Source organism: Nocardia albiluteola, assembly GCF_018860155.1.
GTDB lineage: Bacteria > Actinomycetota > Actinomycetes > Mycobacteriales > Mycobacteriaceae > Nocardia > Nocardia albiluteola.
The window spans coordinates 213,223-233,755 of sequence record NZ_JAHKNI010000014.1; the positions used below are offsets into that span (position 1 = coordinate 213,223).

A 20,533-nucleotide genomic window follows, 5' to 3' on the forward strand; every position below is an offset into this window, starting at 1 on the left:
AACAAGCTGGTTGGCGCTCAGGCCCGGTCCTGCGAGATCGGGATGTGGACGGCGGTGATGGCCTTGCGGACCTGGTCGCAGTCGGAATCGGCGAAACCGGCGGACTTGTCGTCCACGGCCTCATGGCAGGCCGTGAGGAGGGTGGTGGCCAGGGCGGGGTAGTCGGCGCTGGTATACAGCTCGGTTTCGACCGTCCAGTAGAGGGCTGCCGCCTTCTGCAGGCCGAGGCCCTTCATCGTCTGGCCGTTGAAGGTGTCGCCGTCGGTGATCAGGTAGGCGAGTTTGTTGCCTACGCCACTGTTGATGTGGACGCCGCCGCGGTCGGGGACGCGGTTGCGGTCGGAGTAGGTAGCCGGGGACCAGCCCGGGCCCTGGTAGGTATCCGGTTGCGGGTCGGCGGTTTTCGTGGGGGACTTCATGTCGCGGATGACGCCGAGGCGGGTGCCGTTGCCGATCTTCCAGCGGTCCTTCGCGGCATGCTTGGTGTGGGAGGACAGTTCGGTGAATTCGCCGAAGATGTCGGACAGGGATTCGTTGATGGCGCCGGACTCGTTGACGTAGTCCAGGTTGCTGGTCTTCGCCGTGACGCCGTGGGTGAGCTCGTGGGCCACGACGTCGGGGCTCAACACCTCGGTGCCCATCACGAAACCCTCGGTGTCGGACCAGAAGGCGTTGGCGTACGGGCAGGAGTCCAGGCAGACCCGCACGGTGGCACGCAGCGCCTTGCCGTGGCCGTCGTGGGCGTCGATGCCGATCAGATCGGTGAGGCTGCCCAGGTCGGTGTTGTGGGAGTAGAAGTTCTCGGTGTCGCCGATCCAGTCGTAGACCTTGTTCGCATCGTCGTTCCGGGCAACGCGGGGTGCACCTTCGGCACGGACGACCGGATACGATCCCTCTGCGCCACAGGGAATTTCGATCCGGTCCTCGCCCCGCTGACGGTTCGCGTCGCAGATGACTCGGGCCAGGTTCTCCTCGGACTGCCATGCGTCCAGCACGACACCGGGTGAACCCGCCGCGACGAACACTCGCCAGCCGCCGGCACCCGCCGCGATATCGAATCGGAACGCCGCCACCGCGGCCTTGTCCGCACCGCTGCCGGACAGTTCAGGGTCGTACCAGGCCGCTGAAGCCGCCCGCACCCGTACCGCCTCCGCGGCGACTCCAGCGAGTTCGGCAGCCTTGGTTACCGCTGTCGTGCGGGCGGGCGCGGTGGGAGTCGTCGCCCCGGAGGGATATCTACCGGCGGTCCGCTCCGCCAAGGCGCCGGTTGCGGAGAGTAGCGAGCCGTCGGCCCGCAACGCCAGTGCGACCCCCGCACCGTAGACGGGGACCGAATCGATCGATTGCGCGAGCCGGACGGTCGCCCCTCGGCCGCGCCGAGACGTCTTCTGCACCACCAGATCCGCGCGATCCGCGGCGCCGAAGATTCGTTTGATATCCGCCGCGTGCGCTGCGGCAGCACCACTCAGACCGCCCGGGCCAGCCGCATCTTCCACGCCGTCGAGGTCTCCCGGGCCGCCCGCACCCCCTACCCTTGCCGGACCGCCAGCGCCTCCCGAATCATTCGCGCCCCCTGGACCATTCGCACCTCCCGGGCGATTCGCACCCCCCGGACCATTCGCAACGCCCGAACCATCCGGACCTCCCCGGCGATTCGCACCACCCGGGCTAGCCTGACCGCCGGGACCGCCCGAACCATCCGGATTGCCGGAACCAGCGGAATCGCCGGAGTGCCCTGATCCACCAGGTCGGCCGGAACCACCCGCCCCACCGGGCCGAGGCACCGGGCGATCGGGGACCACCTGCCGGACCGATCCGTGCGCATCACGATGAATCTTCTTGGGCGCAGCCACAAGTGACGGCGAATCCGGCTGCGGTTGCCCGGCTGCCCGGCCGAGCACGCCCGGACTGGTCACCGCCGGCCCCGCGACCACGACAGTCGCGAGCGCAACGACCACGGCCAGCCGTGTTCTGAATGTCCTCATACTTTCCCCCTAGCTCGCCGATGAACGACGGCCCACTACAGCATCGCCCGAGCGAACGAGCCCGCCTCGGCGATCCGGCGCACGGCGCACCGATCGCGAGACGGCTCGACGAGGACATACCGAGTGAGACGTCTATCGAAAATTCGTGTGCTGCAATCTATTTCGATTGCGGTCCCCCGAGACGAACTCTCTCGGTGTGCATGTCGACGCTATGGCTGGGTTACTGCTACCCATCGGATGATCCGGCATTCCCGATGTGAGCCCCTCGATCCGCGGATCGCCGGAGGGCACCGCCAACGCTACAGCTTGGCGAGGATCTTGTGCACCGTCAACCAGGTGCGGGTGGTGATGTCCTTGCTGTACGCCTTCTCCAGCCATGCCATGTGGGCCGGAGTACTCGGCGAACTGTTGTCCATGATCGCGAGCACGGCGCGCGCGGGCTGGTCGTACCGGACGATTCGCACCAGTTCGGCCAGCTCGGGTGGCGGTTGCTTGCGGCCGACATTGTCGGCGCTCTTGAGAAAGCTGACCATCAAATACGTCTCACGGGAGTGCGTAAGCCCCGGGAACGGATCCGAATCGACCAGTGCCTGCAGCTGCTGCTTGCTGCGAATGATGGTGCCGCCCGCGATACCCAGTTCGGCATTCAACGCCTGCTGGATCTCCGACTCCAGTGCGGCACAGTCGGTTTCCGCACTGCCGAACACGATATTGCCGCTGGCCAGCGCCGACCCGACATCGCTGAACCCGAGCCCGCTGAACACGCCCCGCAGCTTCTCACCACGCATGTTCGGGTTGCTCGGCATGATCCCGCGCAACAGTGCCACATATCGATGCTCCCCATCGACACGGGACGCGCTGCCGCTATCTCCTCTGGGCTTCCCACTCCGCGGGCTCATGCGGTCGAAGGTACTCCGCCCTACCGACAGATCGGCCGAGCGCGCACCCGGCCCCGCGGCGACGCCGCCTAATGGGCGCCGTCGGCGAAGCCGTCCGACACCGCGCATGGCCGGAGCGAATGCGGAGGTACGCCTATCCGCCGTGGGACGCCCCGACCCCGTTGGACTTCTTGCGTTCGATATCCGCCAGGGCCGCGGCCCGCGCCTCCCGCGCCTCCGCGGCCGCCTCCCACGCGTCCTTGCGGTTCTTGACAACCTTCGCCGGGGCGCCGACGGCAATGCCGTAGTCGGGAACGTCGCCCTTGACGACGGCGTGGGCACCGAGCACGCATCCGCGTCCGACCCGGGTGCCGCGCAGCACGGTGACCTTGGCCGCGATCCAGGTGTCCGGGCCGATGCGGACCGGGCTCTTCACGATGCCCTGATCCTTGATCGGCATGGTGACGTCGTCCATCTTGTGATCGAAGTCGCAGATGTAGCACCAGTCCGCGACCAGCGTCGAGGCGCCGATCTCGATGTCGAGGTACGTGTTGACGACGTTGTCCTTGCCGAAGACCACCTTGTCGCCGATGCGCAGCGAACCCTCGTGGCAGCGGATCGCATTGCCGTCGCCGATGTGCACCCAGCGCCCGATCTCCATGCGGCCCAGCTCGGGGGTGGCGTGGACCTCGACGCGACGGCCCAGAAAGACCATGCCGCGCAGCACGATATGCGGATTGGCCAGGCGGAACTTGAGCAGCCGGTAGTACCGCACCAGGTACCACGGCGTGTAGGCCCGGTTGGCGAGCACCCAGCGCAGCGAGGCGACCGTCAGGAAGCGCGCCTGCTCCGGATCCCGGCGCCGCGCACCCCGCCATCGCGCGCGCAACGGTGCGCCCCACATGCTCGTCACGAAGTGCTCCTCGCGTCCATCAGGCGTCCGTCTCGGCCCGCGGTGTCGTCGTCGAGGTACCAGGGTACTTTCGCCCGATCCCGCCACCTCCCCTGCCCTCGACGTGAGCGGAGCGAACCATAGGCACAGCCGCCTTACGCGCGACGGAGCCGAGCGCCAGCGAGGCCGTGAGCGAAGCGAACCATAGGCACAGCCGCCTTACGCGCGACGGAGCCGAGCGCCAGCGAGGCCGTGAGCGAAGCGAACCATAGGCACAGCCGCCTTACGCGCGACGGAGCCGAGCGCCAGCGAGGCGTAGTTGCGCGCGCGGAAATCGGCCCGATTGGAGACGAGACAGTGAGGCGGCACGCCGTCGGTCGGTCCGGGCGGCTAGTCTCGTGCAGGCCCGTACGAGCAGAGGGGAGAACGGTCAGGTGCGTACCAGCATCCGGCGACCCGCGCACGACCTCCGGAACACGCAGGCGTCGCCGCGGTCCGCGGTGCGTCGCCCGGCGATTCGTGCCGCCGCGGCCCTGGGGGTGGTGGGTGTGCTGACGCTGAGCGGATGCGGCGGCACCACGCTCGACAATATTACGGTGGGCCCCGGCAAGGGCTGGCCGACCACCTACCACGACGCCCGCAACAGCGCAGCCAGTCCGGTCACCGGATCCCGGCACCTGACGTTGAACTGGACGCGGCCGATCGGCGGGCCCGCCGCCACGGCCACCACCGTCGGCCCCGACGGGCAAATGTTCGTGACCACGGACCTCGACACCGACTGCATCGCCCCCACTCCCGCGGGCGGAGCCCTGTTCAGCTTCCAGATGCCGACCGGGCGTAAGCGGTTCTGTGATCCGATGGGTCCCAGCGCGATCTACTCCGCCTCGGCGATCGACGGCGCCACCAACGTCTACGTCGGCGACGACGGCAGCATGAACTCGATCAATGCACTCGGCCAGCCGCGCTGGCGCACACCCGTTGCCGGCGTGCCGATCTCGGTGCAGTTCACCGGTGACAGCCACGTGCTGACGGTGACCCAGTCCGGTCAGATCGACGTGCTGAACCGGCAGACCGGCGACCGCATGGCCGCGACGTTCCAGCTGCTGGGCTGGCCCGATCCCCTTGCGCACCCGGACCTCCCGCGCCCCGCGGACGGCCAGGGCCTGCAGGACTGCGCGACCGGCGGGCCGCAGTGCGCGGTCGCCAACGTCTCGGCCATCGATCCGAGCGGCAACTTCTACGCCACCGCGTGGCGGCCCGGCTCCCCCGTCGCCTCGCTGGTGGCACTGCGCTACGCGGACAAGCAGATTCGGCAGCTGTGGAGCGCCGACATGCTGACCAACGGCAGCGCCACCAGCCCCGCGCTCTCCTCGGACGGCAAGACCGTTTATGTGGGCGACAACAGCGGACGCCTGCTTGCTGTCGATGCGTCGAACGGCCATACGAAATGGGTCCAGCCCCTGGGCTTCTCGCCGCAGGGGGCGATCTCCGAGCAGGACGGCCTGCTGATCCCCGGCGGCAACGGCGGCCACCTGATGGCCCTGCGCGACAAGGGCACGGGTGCCGAGATCGCCTGGGAGCGTAAGGACCTGCAGTTGAGCGGGCAGCCGGTGCAGACCGCGGGCGGGACCGGTTACACGGTGTCCCCGATCGGCGGCGCGCTGCACCTGGTCACCTTCGACACCACCACCGGCAGCACCATCGCCTCGGCGGTACTGCCCGGCGCGCAGGGCACGACGACCGGCACCTCCGTCGGCGCAAAGGGCCAGGTGGTGATCACCACCCGCGTCGGCGAGATCTACGTCTTCAAGCCGGACAAGTAGCGCGTCCCGGAGATCACCGAACCGGCGGAGTTGCGCAGAGAAATACGGTGGGGGCCGATCCGATTCGAGTGACCACCAGGGTGTGCGGGATCGTGCCCCGGGGTTTGAGGCGGCTGCGCAAGGCGTCCGGGTCGAGATCGACTCCGCGGGTGAGGATTTCCAGCGGGCCGCAATCGCGCCGGTGGAGTTCGGCGCGCAACGGCTTCTCCTTGAAGTCCATGCGATCCAGCACGCGGAATCCCCGTACCCCCTCGGGCACGGCATCGCCCGTCAGGTATGCGATGCGGGGATCCAGTTGCCACAGGCCGTATTTCGCGGCGTAGTGCCGCACCAGACCCGCGCGCACGATCGCGCCGTCCGGGTCGATGATCCATGCGCCGGGTGCCCGGTCCGGGATGTCATCCGGCTCGGCGTCCGTCAAGGACAGCGAACCCCCATCCGACCGCAGCACCGTGGCACGCCGGGTCACGCCCGGCTCGGCCAGCCCCCGCGACCACAGGCACGCCTCGCGCACGGACCCGTCCAGCGAGACCACCTCGGCCTCACCGTCCCAGCCCATATCACCGAGACGATCGAAATCCAGTCCGGGAGCGCACTTCACGGCGAGATCGCGGCCACGATACGCCGCCAGCAGATCCGGCAACGGCGGTTGCAGTTTCGCGGGATCGTGAGTGCGGCGACCGTCCGCACGACGGGCCGGATCGGCGATCACCACCTCCGCGGTGCTGCACGGCACCAGGGCATCCGCCTTGACCAACACCACATTTCGCGTGCGAGAGCCGAGATTGTGCGCGGCCATGGCGAGCCGGATTCCGTCCAGATCGCTCCCGACGACGGCGGGACAGACGCGCCCGAGCGCGGCGAGTTCCGCGCCGATCGAGCAGGTTACGTCGTGCACCGTGCGCCCGGCGAGCCGCCGAGCCCGGTGCCGCGCAACGACACTCGGCGTCGCCTGCTGCAATGCGTCGTCGGTGAACAGCCATTCCCCGGCGTCGTCCAGCTTCGCCGCCGCCCGCCGCCGCAGGCGCACCGTCTCCACCAGCGCCGCGGCACGATCCGCGTATCGGTTGCGGCGCAGGCGCGTCAGATCCTCGAGGAGCGAGGATGGGGTGAGGGCGAGGGCACCGGTCTCGATCAGCGCGGCCCGACCGGCCGCGCTGCCGAGGTAGGCGACATCCTCGCGAGTGAAGGTGTAGCCCAAGGGATATCGCCCGCCGCGCCTACTTGCCCGAGGCGCCGGGCTTCACGCCGGTGATCATGGCGTTGTAGAAGAACTGCCGCGGCACGATGTGGCGCAGCACCTTCTCGTCCAGCTTGCTCAGGCCCAGCCAGGCCTTGTACTGGGCCGTGCGGTAGCGCCAGGTGAGCTTCTCGGCCGGGACCGCGGCCTCGAAGGTCCGCACCGGCCAGCCCCACAGCGCCGCGGCGAACTCCTCGGTCTCCGCGTGCACCTCGACCGCGCCCGCGCGGCTCGCGATGGCCTCCAGGTCCGTGGGATCGAAGGTGTGCAGGTCCACCACGGCCTCGAGGGCCGCCGCACGCGAGGACTCGTCCAGCTCCTCCTGCGGGCGCCGCCAGCCGGACAGGAACGGCAGCTTCGTGACCTCGGTCGTCACCTTCCAGGTGATCTGGCCCAGCTTGCGGGCGTAGAAGTTGCCGACGGTGGTCGGCTCACCGGCGAAGACGAAACGCCCGCCCGGCTTGAGCACCCGCAGGCATTCCTTCAGGGCCAGCTCCACATCGGGAATGTGGTGCAGCACCGCGTGACCCACGACCAGATCGAACGTGTCGTCGTCGTACGGGATGGTCTCGGCGTCGGCGACGCGGCCGTCGACATCCAGGCCGAGGTTCAGGCCGTTGCGGGTGGCGACCTTGACCATGCCCGGCGACAGATCCGTCACCGAACCGGACTTCGCGATCCCGGACTGCATCAGGTTCAGCAGGAAGAATCCGGTGCCGCAGCCGAGCTCGAGCGCGCGATCGTAGGGCAGCGGCGCGTCGGGCACCACGGCGTCGAAGCGGCCGCGGGCGTAGGCGATGCAACGTTCGTCGTACGAGATCGACCACTTGTCGTCGTAGGTCTCGGCTTCCCAGTCGTGATAGAGCACCTGGGCGAGCTTGTTGTCGGAGAGCGCGGCCTGGACCTGCGCCTCGGTGGCGTGCGGGTTCGGCGCTGGGTCCTGTGGACTTGCGGTCATGGTGGAAGAGGTTACTCGAGAGTCCGAACCGGCCCCATCAGCGGCCCACGAATTCCGCGGACCCCGGACCGGCCGCCAAATAAGAACCTGTTCCTATGCTGCGATCTTCGGTCTCGAACAGCTCCGCCCACTCGCCGCGGGCCCGGTCGTGGCCGTGCGTCCCGGCCTCGAAAACGCGCTTCGCGGCGGCCAGCGCGCGGGCCGGGCCGGCGGTGAACTGCCGGGCCCAGGCCAGCGCGGCCACGTACACGTCGTCGGGCGGGACCACCTCGTCGACCAGGCGCAGGGCCGCGGCCTCCTTCGCCTCCACGAACCGCCCGGTGTACACCAGGTCCTTGGCATTTCCCGGACCGATCAGCAGGCTCAGGCGGCGGACGCCGGACAGCGGGATCAGGCCCGCCCGGATCTGCGGCAGCCCGAGCTTGACGTTGTCGCCGATGATGCGCCGATCCGCACCCAGCGCCAGCTCCAGCCCGGCTCCGAGCGCATACCCGGCGATGGCCGCGACCGTCGGCTGCGGCAGCCTGGACAGGCAGCCCAGTGCGGCTTGCAGATCGGCCGCCATCGCCGCGGCCTGTTCCGGCGCGAGCCGGGCCAGCTCCGCCATCTCGTCACCGGCCGAGAACACCCGTTCGTCGCCGTACAGGACCACCGCCCGCACCCCGGCCTCCGCGCCGATCTCCTCGGCCGCGGCCGCCAGCTCCCGCGCCACCTGCAGATCGATCAGATTCATCGGCGGGCGCGCGAAGCGCAAGACGGCAATCCCCGGCTCGGGTCGGTCCACGGTCACGAATTCGGCCACGGGGCACGAGCCTACTGGGCGCACGGTTCAGGTCCGGATGGGTGCCATGGGACGGGCCGTTCCCGCCGCCTACTCCGGTCGCTGCGAGCCGCGCATGCGCGAACCCGCCGGGAAGTCCGCGAAGTAGCGGTCGTTGCCGGGGAACCGCAGGCGCGGCTTGTCCCCGACGGTCTCCAGCACCGGCTCGATCGGCTCGAATTCCGGGGTGGCGGCCAGAATGTCCGCGGTGGAGGCGAATTCGCCGAGGGCGACCAGCTGCGACCAGGTAGGCGGGAGCAGGACGTCGGTTCCGGCCTTCCAGCGCTCGATGGCCGCGGCCGGGGTGCTCCAGAGGACCTGATGGGCCTCGGAGGTGGCGCCGTCCGCGCGCTGCCCCTGCGGGAGCACCGCGACGAAGAAGCGGGTGTCGTAGCGGCGCGTCTCCACGGTCGGGGTGATCCAATTGGCCCAGGGCCGCAGCAGATCCGCACGCAGCACCAGGTTCTCGCGGGCCAGGAACCGACCGAGGGACAGCTCGCGGCGCTCGAGCTGCGCCCGCGCCCGGCCGTAGACGGCGGTGTCGGAGACGACCGAATCGGCCGTCGGGCCCGCCAGCAGCACCCCGCATTCCTCGAACGTCTCGCGCACCGCGGCGCACACCAGCGCCTGCGCCCGCGCGGCATCGATCCGGAACTTCTCCCCCCACCAGGCGGGATCCGGTCCGGCCCAGGCGATTCGGGCCTCCGCATCGCTGGCGTCTACGCCGCCGCCCGGGAAGACGGTCATCCCCGCCGCGAACGCCATCGCCTTGACCCGTCGCTGCAGGAACACCTCCGGCCCCGAGGCGCCGTCGCGCACCAGCATCACCGTCGAGGCATCCTTGAGCGGCACGGGTTCGGTATCGGACTCCACCACGGCCTCACTCACGGCTCCACCTCGCAACGCTCCGCGCGAGGGGCGTGGCACGGAGTGCACCTCGGCGACTCCCTCACTCTTCGCACCCTAACGCGGGCCCGCTCGGCGCATCCGCCGGGCATCCACTCAGCGGCCGCGGTTCGGGGGACGCACGCCGCGTCGCGCGGTTCCTACTTGCTCCGGTGGCGGCCGAGGCGGCGGCTGCGGCGGGCGAAGTAGCGGCCCTCGATGCGGTCCAGCGTTATCGACTGGCGGAACGCCTTGCTCAGATTCTCCGAGGTGAGTACCTCTTCGAGCAGGCCCTGCGCGATGACGGTGCCCTCGTTCAGCAGCAGGCCGTGCGTGAAGCCTGGCGGGATCTCCTCGACGTGATGGGTGACCAGCACCGTCGCCGGTGCATCGGGATCCGACGCGAGATCACCGAGCTTTTCCACCAGTTCCTCGCGACCGCCCAGATCCAGGCCGGCGCCCGGCTCGTCGAGCAGCAGCAGCTCCGGATCGGTCATCAACGCCCGCGCGATAAGCACCCGCTTGCGCTCCCCCTCGGACAGCGTGCCGTAGGCGCGGTCCGAGAGGTGTTCCGCACCCAGGGTTTCGAGCATGTCGATGGCCCGGTCGGTGTCGATGTCGTCGTATTCCTCGCGCCAGCGGCCTATTACGGCGTAGCCCGCGGACACGACCAGATCGCTGACCTTCTCATCGAGCGGCACCCGGGCGGCCACCGCGGCCGAGGACATGCCGATGCGGGGGCGCAGTTCGTTGATATCGGTCCGGCCCAGCCTTTCGCCCAGCAGGTGGGCGGTGCCCGAGGTCGGATGCAGGTCGGCGGCGGCCATGCGAAGCAGGGAAGTCTTCCCGGCTCCGTTGGGGCCGAGCACGACCCAGCGTTCGTCGAGCTCCACCTGCCAGGTGAGCGGACCTACCAGAGTATGGCCCGAACGCCGGACGGTCACCTGGTTGAAGTCGATGAGTAAATCGGGATCCGGTTGCGGCACGGGCTCCATCTTGGACCACGCGCCCGGATCCTTCCCAACATGGTCCGAATGCACGGTTAGTGTCATATCCCGCCGCGCTTTCTGCGGGGCGGGAATTCGTCATCCAGCTGGTGAGATTCGACACTTCCGGGTTCGGAATCCGGTGGTCCGACCGGATGGGCACCCCCGCCCGGCAAGCCCGGCCCCGACGACCCGACACGCCCCCGACGCCCGGGGCGCGGCCTGCGGAACAGCCGGGCCAGTATCAGCGCAATGGGCACCGAGCACACCACCCAGACGCCGAGCACTATCCACAGCGTGGTCATATCCGTGGCACCTCCCGCGGACTCGTGCACCGATAGTGCCGCACAGCGACCGCCGCGACGAGCGCCCGGCTCAGATGGGCGAGTGCCCCCCTGATCGGACGACCGCCGATCTGCCGCCCCGCCGAGCCGGAAAACGCACGCTCAGGCCGGATCACCCCAGCCGGCGGGCGGTACCCCGATCACCGTCATCGACCCGGGCGCCACCTCGGTGAATCCGGCGTCGCGGACCGCGGTCGCCGCGCCCCGGCCGACCAGGCGGGACAGCTCGGGCCAGCGCGGCCCGGCCTCGCGCACCGCGCAGCGGTATCCGTGGGCGCTCCACGCGAATGCCTGTTCCACCGGCAGCGCGCCGGCCAGCAGCATGCTCGCATGACCGACCTGTGCCGCGGCCTTGCCGACGGTCATGCCCAGTTCCGAATCCACCCACAGCACAGGAAGTTCCGGATCGATCGGGCCCGGCTCGTCCGGCTCGATGTCGGTGCCGCCGATCTGCAGTTTGCGGACGCGTGGGTCGATGTCGCCGACCGGTCCGGGAACCAGTGCCCGCGCCTGGGCTCCGTCGACCTCGATCGTCACGCCGTCCACCTCGTTCGCCGCCAGCCACTGCGCGCCCCGTGCCCGCCGCGCCACCTTCCGGATGCGCGAGCGCTTCCACGTCAAGTACCGCTGCTCCCACTCCCCGTCCGCACCGACCCGCGGATCCAGGCACAGCGCGACCGCCGCGGCGGCCGCCGCGGCCAGCAGGGCGCTGCGCCGGGGCGGATCGTTTTTCGGAATGTGCAGCACCAGCTGCATCGCCTGTACCAGCGCCGGATCGTCCGGATCACCGCCGCCGCCGTACCCGAGCGCCAGCTCCGCGTGCCGCGCAACGAATCCGGCGTCGAGGCCCCCGGACACGATGCCGACCGGCGCCGGCCCGGTTTCGTGCGCGTCGCCTACAGGTCTGGACAAGGCACCCTCCAACTCATCGCCGCCACTCGCGCTCCAGCCTATCCGCGCGTCCGGCGAACACCCTGCTACCGGGTTAGGCGACGAGCGAGGCCTACACGACGTGCACCGTCAGCGAGAAACGCTGGGCCGGTTGGATACCCGGCTCCCAGGAACGCTGGTAGGTCAGCATCAGAGTGGTCGTGCCAGGGGCGGCGGCGGTGAACGTCCACACCGACGCTCCGCCCACGCCGACGAGCTGCCCCTCGTTCGCGTCGCCGCGGTAGTCCGCATCGCCGGTCTGCTTCACGATGTTCTGGTCGAGTTGCTGGAGCTGCCAACCGAATCCGGTGCTCGGATTGGCTCGCAGCGACACGATCAGGCGCTGGTTCGGGCTCAGCGAGACATCCTTGCCGTCAGAGTCCTGGCCGACGTTCACCGGCGCATTCGGTCCGGCGGTGGGCATGACGCCCCGGGGCTCGACACGAATCTCGTTGCCTTGTCCGGCCGGAACCGCCGACTCGGGATCCGTGCACCCCACCTCCAGCACCGCGGTGGGGCCGGCCGGGATCATCCACAGCGGCCGCCAGCCCGGATCGGTCCGCGCGGCCGGTGCCCCCTGCGGCGGATGGAGCGTGAGCCGTTCGCCGACGGAGGTGTCCGTCGCGGTGCATTGCAGCGTGGCTGCGGCCTCGCCCCACGCATCGGGAACCACTATCACCAGTACGGCATCGGCGGGCACCGGAACTCGCGCGACCTGCCCCAGCGGAATCCGCACGCCGCTGGGATCGCGTTCGGCCGTAGGCGAATTCGATGTGCCAGAGACCCCGGACGAGGCTTGCGACCCGCTCGAACATCCGCTGGTACCCAGGACCGCCGAGCTCACCAGGACCACGAGTGCGAGCCATCGGGCACGCCGTACCACCGTCATCGCCTTCGAGTCCTCTCGCGCCGCACCCAGCAGGTCATATCGCGAAGGCAGAGCACGGTCGCCGAGAATCCCGCATCGCGCGACGACCACCGTCCCCGACCAGAAAACCATCAGTCAGCAATCGACTGGCATTCGATGCGGCAGACGGTATACCCCCCGCCCCCGCCGGCGCAAGCCTGAGATCGGCCCGGCGCAAGGGATTCGGGCGCACGACCGGGCTCGATCGACGGTGTCCGGGCCGCGCCGGCGAACCGGCACGGTGCACTCAGGTCAGGGGCACCCGGCGCACCAGCCCGTCGCGGGCGTCGGCGGCCTCCACCTCGTCGCGGGTGACGCCGAGGATGAACAGCACCGCGTCCAGGAACGGATGCGACAGCGCCGCATCGGCGATCTCCCGTAGTGCCGGCTTGGCGTTGAACGCGATCCCCAGGCCCGCCGCGTTGAGCATGTCGATGTCGTTGGCGCCGTCGCCGACCGCGACGGTCTGCTCCATCGGCACCCCGGTCTCGGCGGCGAAACGCCGCAGCGCCACCGCCTTTGCCGGCCGGTCCACGATCTCCCCGATTACCTTGCCCGTGAGCCGCCCGCCCACGACCTCGAGCGTATTCGCCTGGACGAAGTCCAGTTCCAGTTCGTGGGCGAGGGGCTCGATCACCTGGCGGAAGCCGCCGGACACCACGCCGCAGCGGAAGCCCAGCCGGCGCAGCGTGCGAATGGTGGTGCGCGCGCCGGGGGTCAGCTCGATGTTCTCGGCGACCTCGTCGATCACCGATTCGGACAGGCCCGCGAGCGTGGCCACGCGCTGGCGCAGCGATTCGGCGAAGTCGATCTCGCCGCGCATCGCGGCCTCGGTGACCCTGCGGACCTCGTCCTCGACACCGGCGTGCGCGGCCAGCATCTCGATCACCTCGCCCTGAATGAGCGTGGAATCCACGTCGAAGACGATGAGCCGCTTGGCGCGCCGGGCCAGCCCCGCGCGCTCGACGGCGATATCGATGCTCTCCTTGGCCGCGATCTCGGCCAGGGTGGTGCGCAGCAGGGTTTCCGCGGCCTCGGTGTGCAGGGCGGTGACCATCAGCTCCAGGCCGGTCACCGGGTAGTCGGCAATGCCGCGGATCGCGTCGATGTTGACGTCCTGGCCGGCCAGCTTGCGGGCGATGACGCTGAACGCCCGTGCGGTCACCGGGCTACCCAGCACCACGATCGCATGGGTCGACAGCCGCGCGCCCGTCGCCGAGTCCGCACCGATCTCGACGTCGACCTGCATGCCGATCGATGCCATCGCATCCTCGAGCTCGTCCTGCAGGCCCTCGGGATCGCCCGGGCAGGACACCAGCACACCGAGGGTGAGGCGGCCGCGAATCACGACCTGTTCCACGTCCAGGAGGCTGACCCCGTTGTGCGCCAGGGCCGCCAGCAGGACCGAGGTGACGCCGGGCTTATCGGGTCCGGTAACGGTGATCAGCACCGTCGTCTCGGACTGATTCACGAATTCGACTCCCTCACGTGGCGCGCTCGGCCGTCGAGCGACGGCACGCTCATTCTCTCAGGTCAATGCCGTTGCGCCGCCCCCCGGTCCGGGTCCGCGTGGCACGAATCACTCTGCCCCGGAAACGACCGCGGCGGCCGTCCCGTAGGACGACCGCCGCGGTGCAGTTCCGCATAACGCCTAGCTGGAAACCTTGTCCAGCTCCTTCACGGTGTGGGACTTGGAGCCCCAGCCGACGTGGGCCTCGGCCCGCATCCGCTCCACCATGTGCGGGTAGTGCAGCTCGAACGCGGGGCGCTCGGACCGGATGCGCGGCAGCTCGTAGAAGTTGTGCCGCGGCGGCGGGCAGGAGGTCGCCCACTCCAGCGAGTTGCCGTAGCCCCACGGATCGTCCACTGTCACGACCTCGCCGTAGCGGTAGGACTTGAAGACGTTCCAGATGAACGGCAGCGTCGAGGCGCCCAGGATGAACGCACCGATCGTGGAGACGGTGTTCAGCGTGGTGAAACCGTCTGTAGGCAGGTAGTCCGCGTAACGACGCGGCATGCCCTCGGCGCCCAGCCAGTGCTGCACCAGGAAGGTGGTGTGGAACCCGACCATGGTGGCCCAGAAGTGCCACTTGCCCAGGCGCTCGTCCATCATGCGGCCGGTCATCTTCGGGAACCAGAAGTAGATGCCCGCGAACGTGGCGAACACGATGGTGCCGAAGAGCACGTAGTGGAAGTGCGCGACCACGAAGTAGGTGTCCGACACGTGGAAGTCGATCGGCGGGCTGGCCAGGATGACGCCGGACAGACCACCGAACAGGAACGTCACCAGGAAGCCGACCGAGAACAGCATCGGCGTCTCGAACGTCAGCTGGCCGCGCCACATGGTGCCGATCCAGTTGAAGAACTTCACGCCGGTCGGCACCGCGATCAGGAACGTCATGAACGAGAAGTACGGCAGCAGCACCGAGCCGGTGGCGTACATGTGGTGCGCCCACACCGCGATGGACAGCGCCGCGATACCCAGGGTCGCGTAGACCAGGGTGGTGTATCCGAAGATCGGCTTGCGGCTGAATACCGGGAAGATCTCCGAGACGATGCCGAAGAACGGCAGCGCGATGATGTACACCTCGGGGTGGCCGAAGTACCAGAACAGGTGCTGGTACAGGATCGCGCCACCATTGGCCGGGTCGTAGATGTGCCCGCCCAGGTGACGGTCGTAGGCCAGGCCGAACAGCGCGGCGGTCAGCAGCGGGAACGCCAGCAGCACCAGCACGCTGGTGACGGCGATGTTCCAGGTGAAGATCGGCATGCGGAACAGCGTCATGCCCGGGCAGCGCAGGCAGACCACGGTGGTGAGCATGTTGACGCCACCGAGGATGGTGCCCAGACCGGAGACGGCCAGACCCAGAATCCACAGGTCACCGCCGACACCCGGGGAGTGCACGATGTCCGAGAGCGGGGTGTAGGCCGTCCAGCCGAAGTCCGCGGCGCCGCCGGGGGTAATGAAGCCCGCGGTCGCCATCGAGGCGCCGAACAGGTACAGCCAGTAGCTGAACGCATTCAGACGCGGGAAGGCGACGTCGGGGGCGCCGATCTGCAGCGGCAGCACGATGTTGGCGAAGCCGAACACGATCGCGGTCGCGTAGAACAGCAGCATGATGGTGCCGTGCATGGTGAACAGCTGGTTGAACTGCTCGGGCGAGAGGAACTGCAGGCCCGGGCGGGCCAGCTCCGCACGCATCAGCAGCGCCATCAAGCCGCCGATCATGAAGAACGACATGGCCGTCACCAGGTACATCACCCCGAGGACCTTCGGGTCGGTGGTGGTGACCAACTTGTAGATGAACGAACCCTTCGGACCCAGACGTTTCGGGTACGGCCGAGTCGCTTCCAATTGGGGGACTGGCTGGGGCTCTACAGCAGTCACTGATCCTCCTGAAGGTGTGCCTTCTGGTCGTTGTCGTACGTCTGGCTCCTACCTGGCGGATCGGCGCACGGCGAACGACGGGTTGGCTTTCGCTACTACGGATCGTAAACCGTGGTGCCGCAACCATCGCGCCCGGTCCTACTCAGCGTCGTACTTGGTGTCGTCATTGGGTGTCGCGCCGCCCGTGTGTACCCTTCCCGGCATGCCGGTGATCGAGGTATTCCGAGCCCGCAACACCAAGCCCCGCGACCGCGCTCACGCACGGCGTTTGCGTGCGGGCTGCCTGCTGCTGGCGATCACGGTGGCCACGCTTACCGCGTGCGGCAACGGATCCAGCGACAACGCCGGCTCCATCGTGCGCACCACCACCAACGTCGCCGGCGCCGACGTCGTCGGACTGGAGCGCGACACCGCCAAGGCCTGTCCGCTGCCGAGCGAGCCCGACCAGGCCACGGGCACCCACGCGGTGACCACCCCGAGCGGAGTCGTGCAGGTACCGGCCGATCCGAAGCGAATCGTCGTGCTGGACACCGCGGCCCTCGACGCGGTGTGTGCCCTGGGGCTGTGGCAGCGGGTCCAGGGCGCCACCGCGTCCCCCCAGACCGCCGAGCCCGCCAACCCCGGCAGCCAGCCGTCCCCGGCGGTCCCCGGCTCCGCCCCCGAGCCGTCGTACCTGGGATACGGGCTGCAGATCCTGCCCGACGTCGGTGCCGTCGGCTCCCCGGATGTGGCGAAAATCTCTGCGCGGCAACCCGATCTGATCCTGGGCACGGTGGGCGACGGCAGTGCCGACGCGCTGCGCGGCGTCGCGCCGACCGTGCTGATCGGCAAGGATTCCAGCTGGCAGGCGAGTTTCAGCGCCTTCGCCGCCGCCCTGGGCCGCTCGGGCGCGGGCGCCAAGGCGGTCGCCGACTATCACGCCGAGGCGCAGGCGGCCGGCGCCGCGGTTGCCGCGAAGCTCTCGCAGCTCTCGGTGCTGCGATTCGACGCCGCGGACACCCAGGTGCAGGGCGACAACAGCTTCGCGGGGGCGGTGCTGGCCGACGCGGACGTGCAGCGTCCCACCGCGCAGCGCGGTCCCTCGTTCACGGTGAGCGGCGTGAGCACCGCCGACGACAGGCACAAGGTCGAGGGCGATGCCATCTTCGTGATGTTCGACGGCAGCGACGGACTGAGCCACGGCAAGAAGGTGATGGGCGGCGACGACTGGAAGAAGCTCGGCGCGGTCTCGGACAACCGCACCTTCGTCGTGGACAACACCGTCTGGCACGGCTCGGGTATCACCGCCGCGCGGGCCATCCTCGAGGATCTGCGCACGAATCTGAACGGTTACGTCGGCGGCTGAGCCGATCGGACGCCGCCCGGATCAGTAGATGCGCAATCCACGGCGGCGCACGATGGCCAGCGCGATCGCGGTGCCGATGACCCACACCAGCAGACCGACGCCCGCGTTCCAGACGAAGCGCAGGTTCCGGTCGAGATGCGGCAGCAACCGCAGCAGCGGATCGTGCTGGAGGCCGTCGATCGGGGCGATCAGGTAGTACACGCCGTACGGCAGCGCCAGGTGGGCGATCCACAGCACGGTGGTCCAGCTGCGGAACTCGCGCCAGCGCCGGATCAGCGTCCGCGTCTCGACCGCCAGCAGCACCGAGACGATGTTGCCGACCCCGAGCCAGCACAGCAGCGGCAGCGCCACCGCGAAGAGCGTTCCGATGAACGGGCGCGGGCGCATCGAATGCGCCAGGATCGCGGTCAGCAGCAGCGTCGGCATGCCCACGATGACCAGCAGCGCAAGGTTTTTCGTCAGCAGAATGCCACGCATGGGCATCCCCGCGTCCAGGCTCCTGCGCACCCGCGGCGCATCCAGGCCCAGGACATTCGTGGTGGTGACGTCGGCCAGGATGAACGTCGCGAAATACGTGCCGACCAGCACCACCCAGCCGAACCGGCGATGGGGATGGGCCAGTGGCGAATACACCAGGTAAAGCAGTGAGAGCAGAGCGTTGACGCCGACGCCCTCGAGCCAGTACCGCGGCGGGGCGAACGACCAGCGCACCTCGTCGATCACCCGCCGGACCAGGCCGTCGTCGGGCGATATGGGCGCGGGCGCCGGGTGCACGTGCTGATCACGCAGATATGCCCGCAACCGTCCGTGCGCACCTGACCGGACGTGCTCAGCCCACCGAATCGACAAACTCACCTATCTTTGCCGCAATCACCTCGGGAATCCGCTGCGGCAGCAGATGTCCGCCCCCGGAGACCAGCTCGAGGCGGGACCGTGGGAACCGATCGTGCAGCGCGCGTGCGGTCGAAACCGGCACGACTCTATCGGCCGGGTCGGCCACGATCAATGCGGGTACGTCGATGCCGGCCAGCCGCTCGAGCCAGCGATCCAGGCTGTCGAACAGTTCCCGCTGCTCCAGGAGCACCGTGCGCCAGACCTGGCCGTGATCGTGCCGGATGTCGGCCAGCGCCTGCCAGGCCGAGGCCGGGTTCGGGTAGTGCGCCCGATGCTGCCGGGCCAGCCACGGCATCATCGACCACATCGCCATCGACAGCATCGGCCCGGCAACCGGCGCGGCCAGCACCTCGTCCCAGGTGCCCACGCATCCGGGCCCGATCCCCGCGACGGAAATCAGTCCGCGCACCCGCTCCGGAGCCATCGCCGCGGCGGCCAGTGCGACGCCGCCACCGTACGAGTGCCCGGCCAGTACCGCCTCGCGGATGCCCGCGCGATCGAGCCGCTCCAGCAGCCATGCGGCATTGTCCTCGAGGGTGCCCGCGGGGGATTCGTTGTCGCCGTATCCCGGCCGGTCCCAGGCCAGCCCGCGCACCGAGGGCGGCAGGCACGCCCGCACCCCGTCCCAGGCGTGATGGTCCCCCGGCTGACCGTGCAGCAGAATCACCGGCGTGGTCGACGTCATCGGCACCGCCTGCTCCAGCCCGGCACGACAGGTCCGCACGGTGCGAGCCGTCACCGGCGCGGTGCGCCCGATGACGAATTCCGAAGTCTCCATGTCCCGCCCTCTTCCGCACCGCTGTGAAACCCGTTGGCTTGCAGTGGATCCACCTACCGGATCCGCCGGATTCAACAGTAGGTCCCGAAACTGTAGACCCACCGATGACACCCCGTGCGGTTGCTGTGCGTTCGGTGCGAGACCTCGCTTCACCGCCCGGCGGCCAGATGATGCCTGCCGCACGACATCTGGCCAACGCGCTGCTCTATGCGGCCGCCCGCGCCGAGTAACCGGGACTCGAGCGTGTGGAGCTCAGTCGGAGTTCAGTACTTCGCCATGAGGTACGAGCCGACGACGATCATGGCGCACGCGGCAAGCCGCTGCGCATTCACTCGGCGGCGCGGGAAGCCCATGACCCCGAAGTGATCCATCGCCGTGGCCAGGAACATCTGCCCGGCAATGATCACGGCATTGAACGTGCTGACACCCACGCTGGAGGCAACGGTGATCATCGCGAAGATCGCAGCCCCACCGGTGAGCCCGCCGAAGGGCGCCCACTTCGGCATGGCCGCGAGGTCGGCCCGGGTCGGCCACCTCCGTTGCGACGAGAACACCAGGGAGACAGCGAGAATGATGCCGACACCGGTGAGCGCCACCGCATACGAGATCACCCCGCACAGCCACACGTTGTGCAATGCCAGCTTCAGCGAATTCTGACATCCGGCCTCGACGGAACGCAGCGCGCCGCCGATCAGCATGAACAGGAAAACCAGCGCGATCACCGAGCGCGGCAGCACCCGACGAGCCGTGTCCGGGGCGGAAGTTGTCGTCATCGGGAAACCCTTTCGATCGCCACAGCGGGTACCGAGTCGGCCTCGCCGGAGTCCTTGGCCATGAGGTAGACGGCGGCGCAGATCAGCGCGGCGGCAACCAGCCGGGGGGCGCTCGCGTGCCGAGTCGCAAATCCCATGAGCCCAAGGTCGTCCATCACCAGCGCCACCAGCATCTCGCTGACGATGACGACCGCATTGAACGTGGCGACACCCACATATTTGGCCACCGTGATCATGCCGATGACGGCCACGCCGCCGACCAGGCCGCCGAACGGCGCCCACCACGGCATGTGCCGCAGATCGGCGAGGGTGGGCCACGGCGATTTCGACACCAGGACGGAGATCAGCAAAAAGATCGAAAATCCGGTCAGCGCAACGGCGTAGGAGATGACCGCACACAGCCACATGTCACGCACGTAGATCTTCTGCGTGTTCTGGCAACCGACCTCGACGGAGCGTAACCCGCCGGCGACGAGGATGAACAGGAATACGAAACCAAGGGTGAATACGGCCACGAGCAGACGACCTTCGGACTAGAGCAGTCATGGACGACGCCACATCCGGCAGGGATTCGCGCATCGGACCGAAGCCGTGGCGCCGACCACCTACCAGCCAGTGACACAACTAACGTACCGCCAAACAACGGCACTATCAATAGTGTCAGATACTCCAGCTTCGATGACACGACACGCACCAGGCGATCCGCG

The 20,533-nt window shown here is 68.9% G+C and carries 18 protein-coding genes; 2 read left to right on the forward strand and 16 right to left on the reverse strand.

Going from position 1 to position 20,533, the window contains the following annotated elements; translation table 11 throughout:
- Window positions 1–17 precede the first annotated feature (17 nt).
- The 3 genes from KO481_RS33780 to KO481_RS33790 form a co-directional block, all read right to left on the reverse strand.
- The gene (locus KO481_RS33780; RefSeq protein WP_215922550.1) at window positions 18–1,496 is read right to left on the reverse strand and encodes a M4 family metallopeptidase; all 1,479 of its coding nucleotides are present in this window, start codon (window positions 1,494–1,496) and stop codon (window positions 18–20) included.
- A gap of 788 nt (window positions 1,497–2,284) precedes the next feature.
- Window positions 2,285–2,812, reverse strand: a complete 528-nt coding sequence (locus KO481_RS33785; protein WP_308166869.1) for a DUF1697 domain-containing protein — start codon at window positions 2,810–2,812, stop codon at window positions 2,285–2,287.
- Window positions 2,813–3,017: 205 nt separating this feature from the next.
- Window positions 3,018–3,767, reverse strand: a complete 750-nt coding sequence (locus KO481_RS33790) for an acyltransferase (RefSeq protein ID WP_215922594.1) — start codon at window positions 3,765–3,767, stop codon at window positions 3,018–3,020.
- Between the two features lie 422 nt (window positions 3,768–4,189).
- On the opposite strand from KO481_RS33790, the gene KO481_RS33795 reads away from it, so the two are divergent.
- Window positions 4,190–5,578 carry an outer membrane protein assembly factor BamB family protein gene (locus tag KO481_RS33795; protein WP_308166870.1) on the forward strand — a complete coding sequence of 463 codons (1,389 nt, stop codon included), beginning with the start codon at window positions 4,190–4,192 and terminating at the stop codon, window positions 5,576–5,578.
- A 13-nt stretch (window positions 5,579–5,591) separates the two neighbouring features.
- Here the strand turns inward: KO481_RS33795 and KO481_RS33800 are convergent, their stop codons facing one another.
- The 9 genes from KO481_RS33800 to ctaD all read right to left on the reverse strand — a co-directional run bounded on the left by KO481_RS33800 (window position 5,592) and on the right by ctaD (window position 16,036).
- Complete coding sequence (locus KO481_RS33800; RefSeq protein WP_215922552.1) at window positions 5,592–6,779, reverse strand: class I SAM-dependent methyltransferase; 1,188 nt, start codon at window positions 6,777–6,779, stop codon at window positions 5,592–5,594.
- Between the two features lie 19 nt (window positions 6,780–6,798).
- Complete coding sequence (locus tag KO481_RS33805; RefSeq protein WP_215922553.1) at window positions 6,799–7,776, reverse strand: class I SAM-dependent methyltransferase; 978 nt, start codon at window positions 7,774–7,776, stop codon at window positions 6,799–6,801.
- A gap of 37 nt (window positions 7,777–7,813) precedes the next feature.
- Window positions 7,814–8,578, reverse strand: coding sequence for an enoyl-CoA hydratase-related protein (locus KO481_RS33810; RefSeq protein ID WP_215922554.1), 765 nt, complete (start codon window positions 8,576–8,578; stop codon window positions 7,814–7,816).
- A 69-nt stretch (window positions 8,579–8,647) separates the two neighbouring features.
- Window positions 8,648–9,421 (reverse strand): NUDIX hydrolase, encoded by a 774-nt coding sequence (locus tag KO481_RS33815; protein WP_245401906.1) that lies wholly within the window; start codon window positions 9,419–9,421, stop codon window positions 8,648–8,650.
- 221 nt (window positions 9,422–9,642) lie between these two features.
- A complete protein-coding gene (locus KO481_RS33820) occupies window positions 9,643–10,476 on the reverse strand; it encodes an ABC transporter ATP-binding protein (protein ID WP_215922596.1) in 834 nt (277 codons plus the stop codon).
- 437 nt (window positions 10,477–10,913) lie between these two features.
- Window positions 10,914–11,723, reverse strand: a complete 810-nt coding sequence (locus tag KO481_RS33825) for an aminoacyl-tRNA hydrolase (RefSeq protein WP_245401857.1) — start codon at window positions 11,721–11,723, stop codon at window positions 10,914–10,916.
- A gap of 91 nt (window positions 11,724–11,814) precedes the next feature.
- Window positions 11,815–12,630 carry a protease inhibitor I42 family protein gene (locus KO481_RS33830; protein ID WP_215922556.1) on the reverse strand — a complete coding sequence of 272 codons (816 nt, stop codon included), beginning with the start codon at window positions 12,628–12,630 and terminating at the stop codon, window positions 11,815–11,817.
- Window positions 12,631–12,895: 265 nt separating this feature from the next.
- The gene (serB, locus tag KO481_RS33835; protein WP_215922557.1) at window positions 12,896–14,119 is read right to left on the reverse strand and encodes a phosphoserine phosphatase SerB; all 1,224 of its coding nucleotides are present in this window, start codon (window positions 14,117–14,119) and stop codon (window positions 12,896–12,898) included.
- A gap of 180 nt (window positions 14,120–14,299) precedes the next feature.
- Window positions 14,300–16,036 carry an aa3-type cytochrome oxidase subunit I gene (gene ctaD / locus KO481_RS33840; RefSeq protein ID WP_215922558.1) on the reverse strand — a complete coding sequence of 579 codons (1,737 nt, stop codon included), beginning with the start codon at window positions 16,034–16,036 and terminating at the stop codon, window positions 14,300–14,302.
- Between the two features lie 202 nt (window positions 16,037–16,238).
- Here ctaD and KO481_RS33845 point away from each other — a divergent pair, with 202 nt between their 5' ends.
- Window positions 16,239–17,381 (forward strand): ABC transporter substrate-binding protein, encoded by a 1,143-nt coding sequence (locus KO481_RS33845; protein ID WP_215922559.1) that lies wholly within the window; start codon window positions 16,239–16,241, stop codon window positions 17,379–17,381.
- A gap of 21 nt (window positions 17,382–17,402) precedes the next feature.
- Here KO481_RS33845 and KO481_RS33850 read toward each other — a convergent pair whose 3' ends face one another.
- The 4 genes from KO481_RS33850 to KO481_RS33865 form a co-directional block, all read right to left on the reverse strand.
- Window positions 17,403–18,236 (reverse strand): hypothetical protein, encoded by an 834-nt coding sequence (locus KO481_RS33850; RefSeq protein ID WP_215922560.1) that lies wholly within the window; start codon window positions 18,234–18,236, stop codon window positions 17,403–17,405.
- Entirely contained in the window at window positions 18,211–19,053 is an 843-nt protein-coding gene (locus tag KO481_RS33855) for an alpha/beta fold hydrolase (RefSeq protein WP_215922561.1), read from the reverse strand. Before KO481_RS33855 ends, KO481_RS33850 begins: the two co-directional genes overlap by 26 nt.
- 263 nt (window positions 19,054–19,316) lie before the next feature.
- Window positions 19,317–19,826 carry a DMT family transporter gene (locus KO481_RS33860; RefSeq protein WP_215922562.1) on the reverse strand — a complete coding sequence of 170 codons (510 nt, stop codon included), beginning with the start codon at window positions 19,824–19,826 and terminating at the stop codon, window positions 19,317–19,319.
- On the reverse strand, window positions 19,823–20,341 hold the full coding sequence (locus tag KO481_RS33865) for a DMT family transporter (RefSeq protein ID WP_215922563.1): 519 nt from the start codon (window positions 20,339–20,341) through the stop codon (window positions 19,823–19,825). Before KO481_RS33865 ends, KO481_RS33860 begins: the two co-directional genes overlap by 4 nt.
- Window positions 20,342–20,533: the final 192 nt, after the last annotated feature.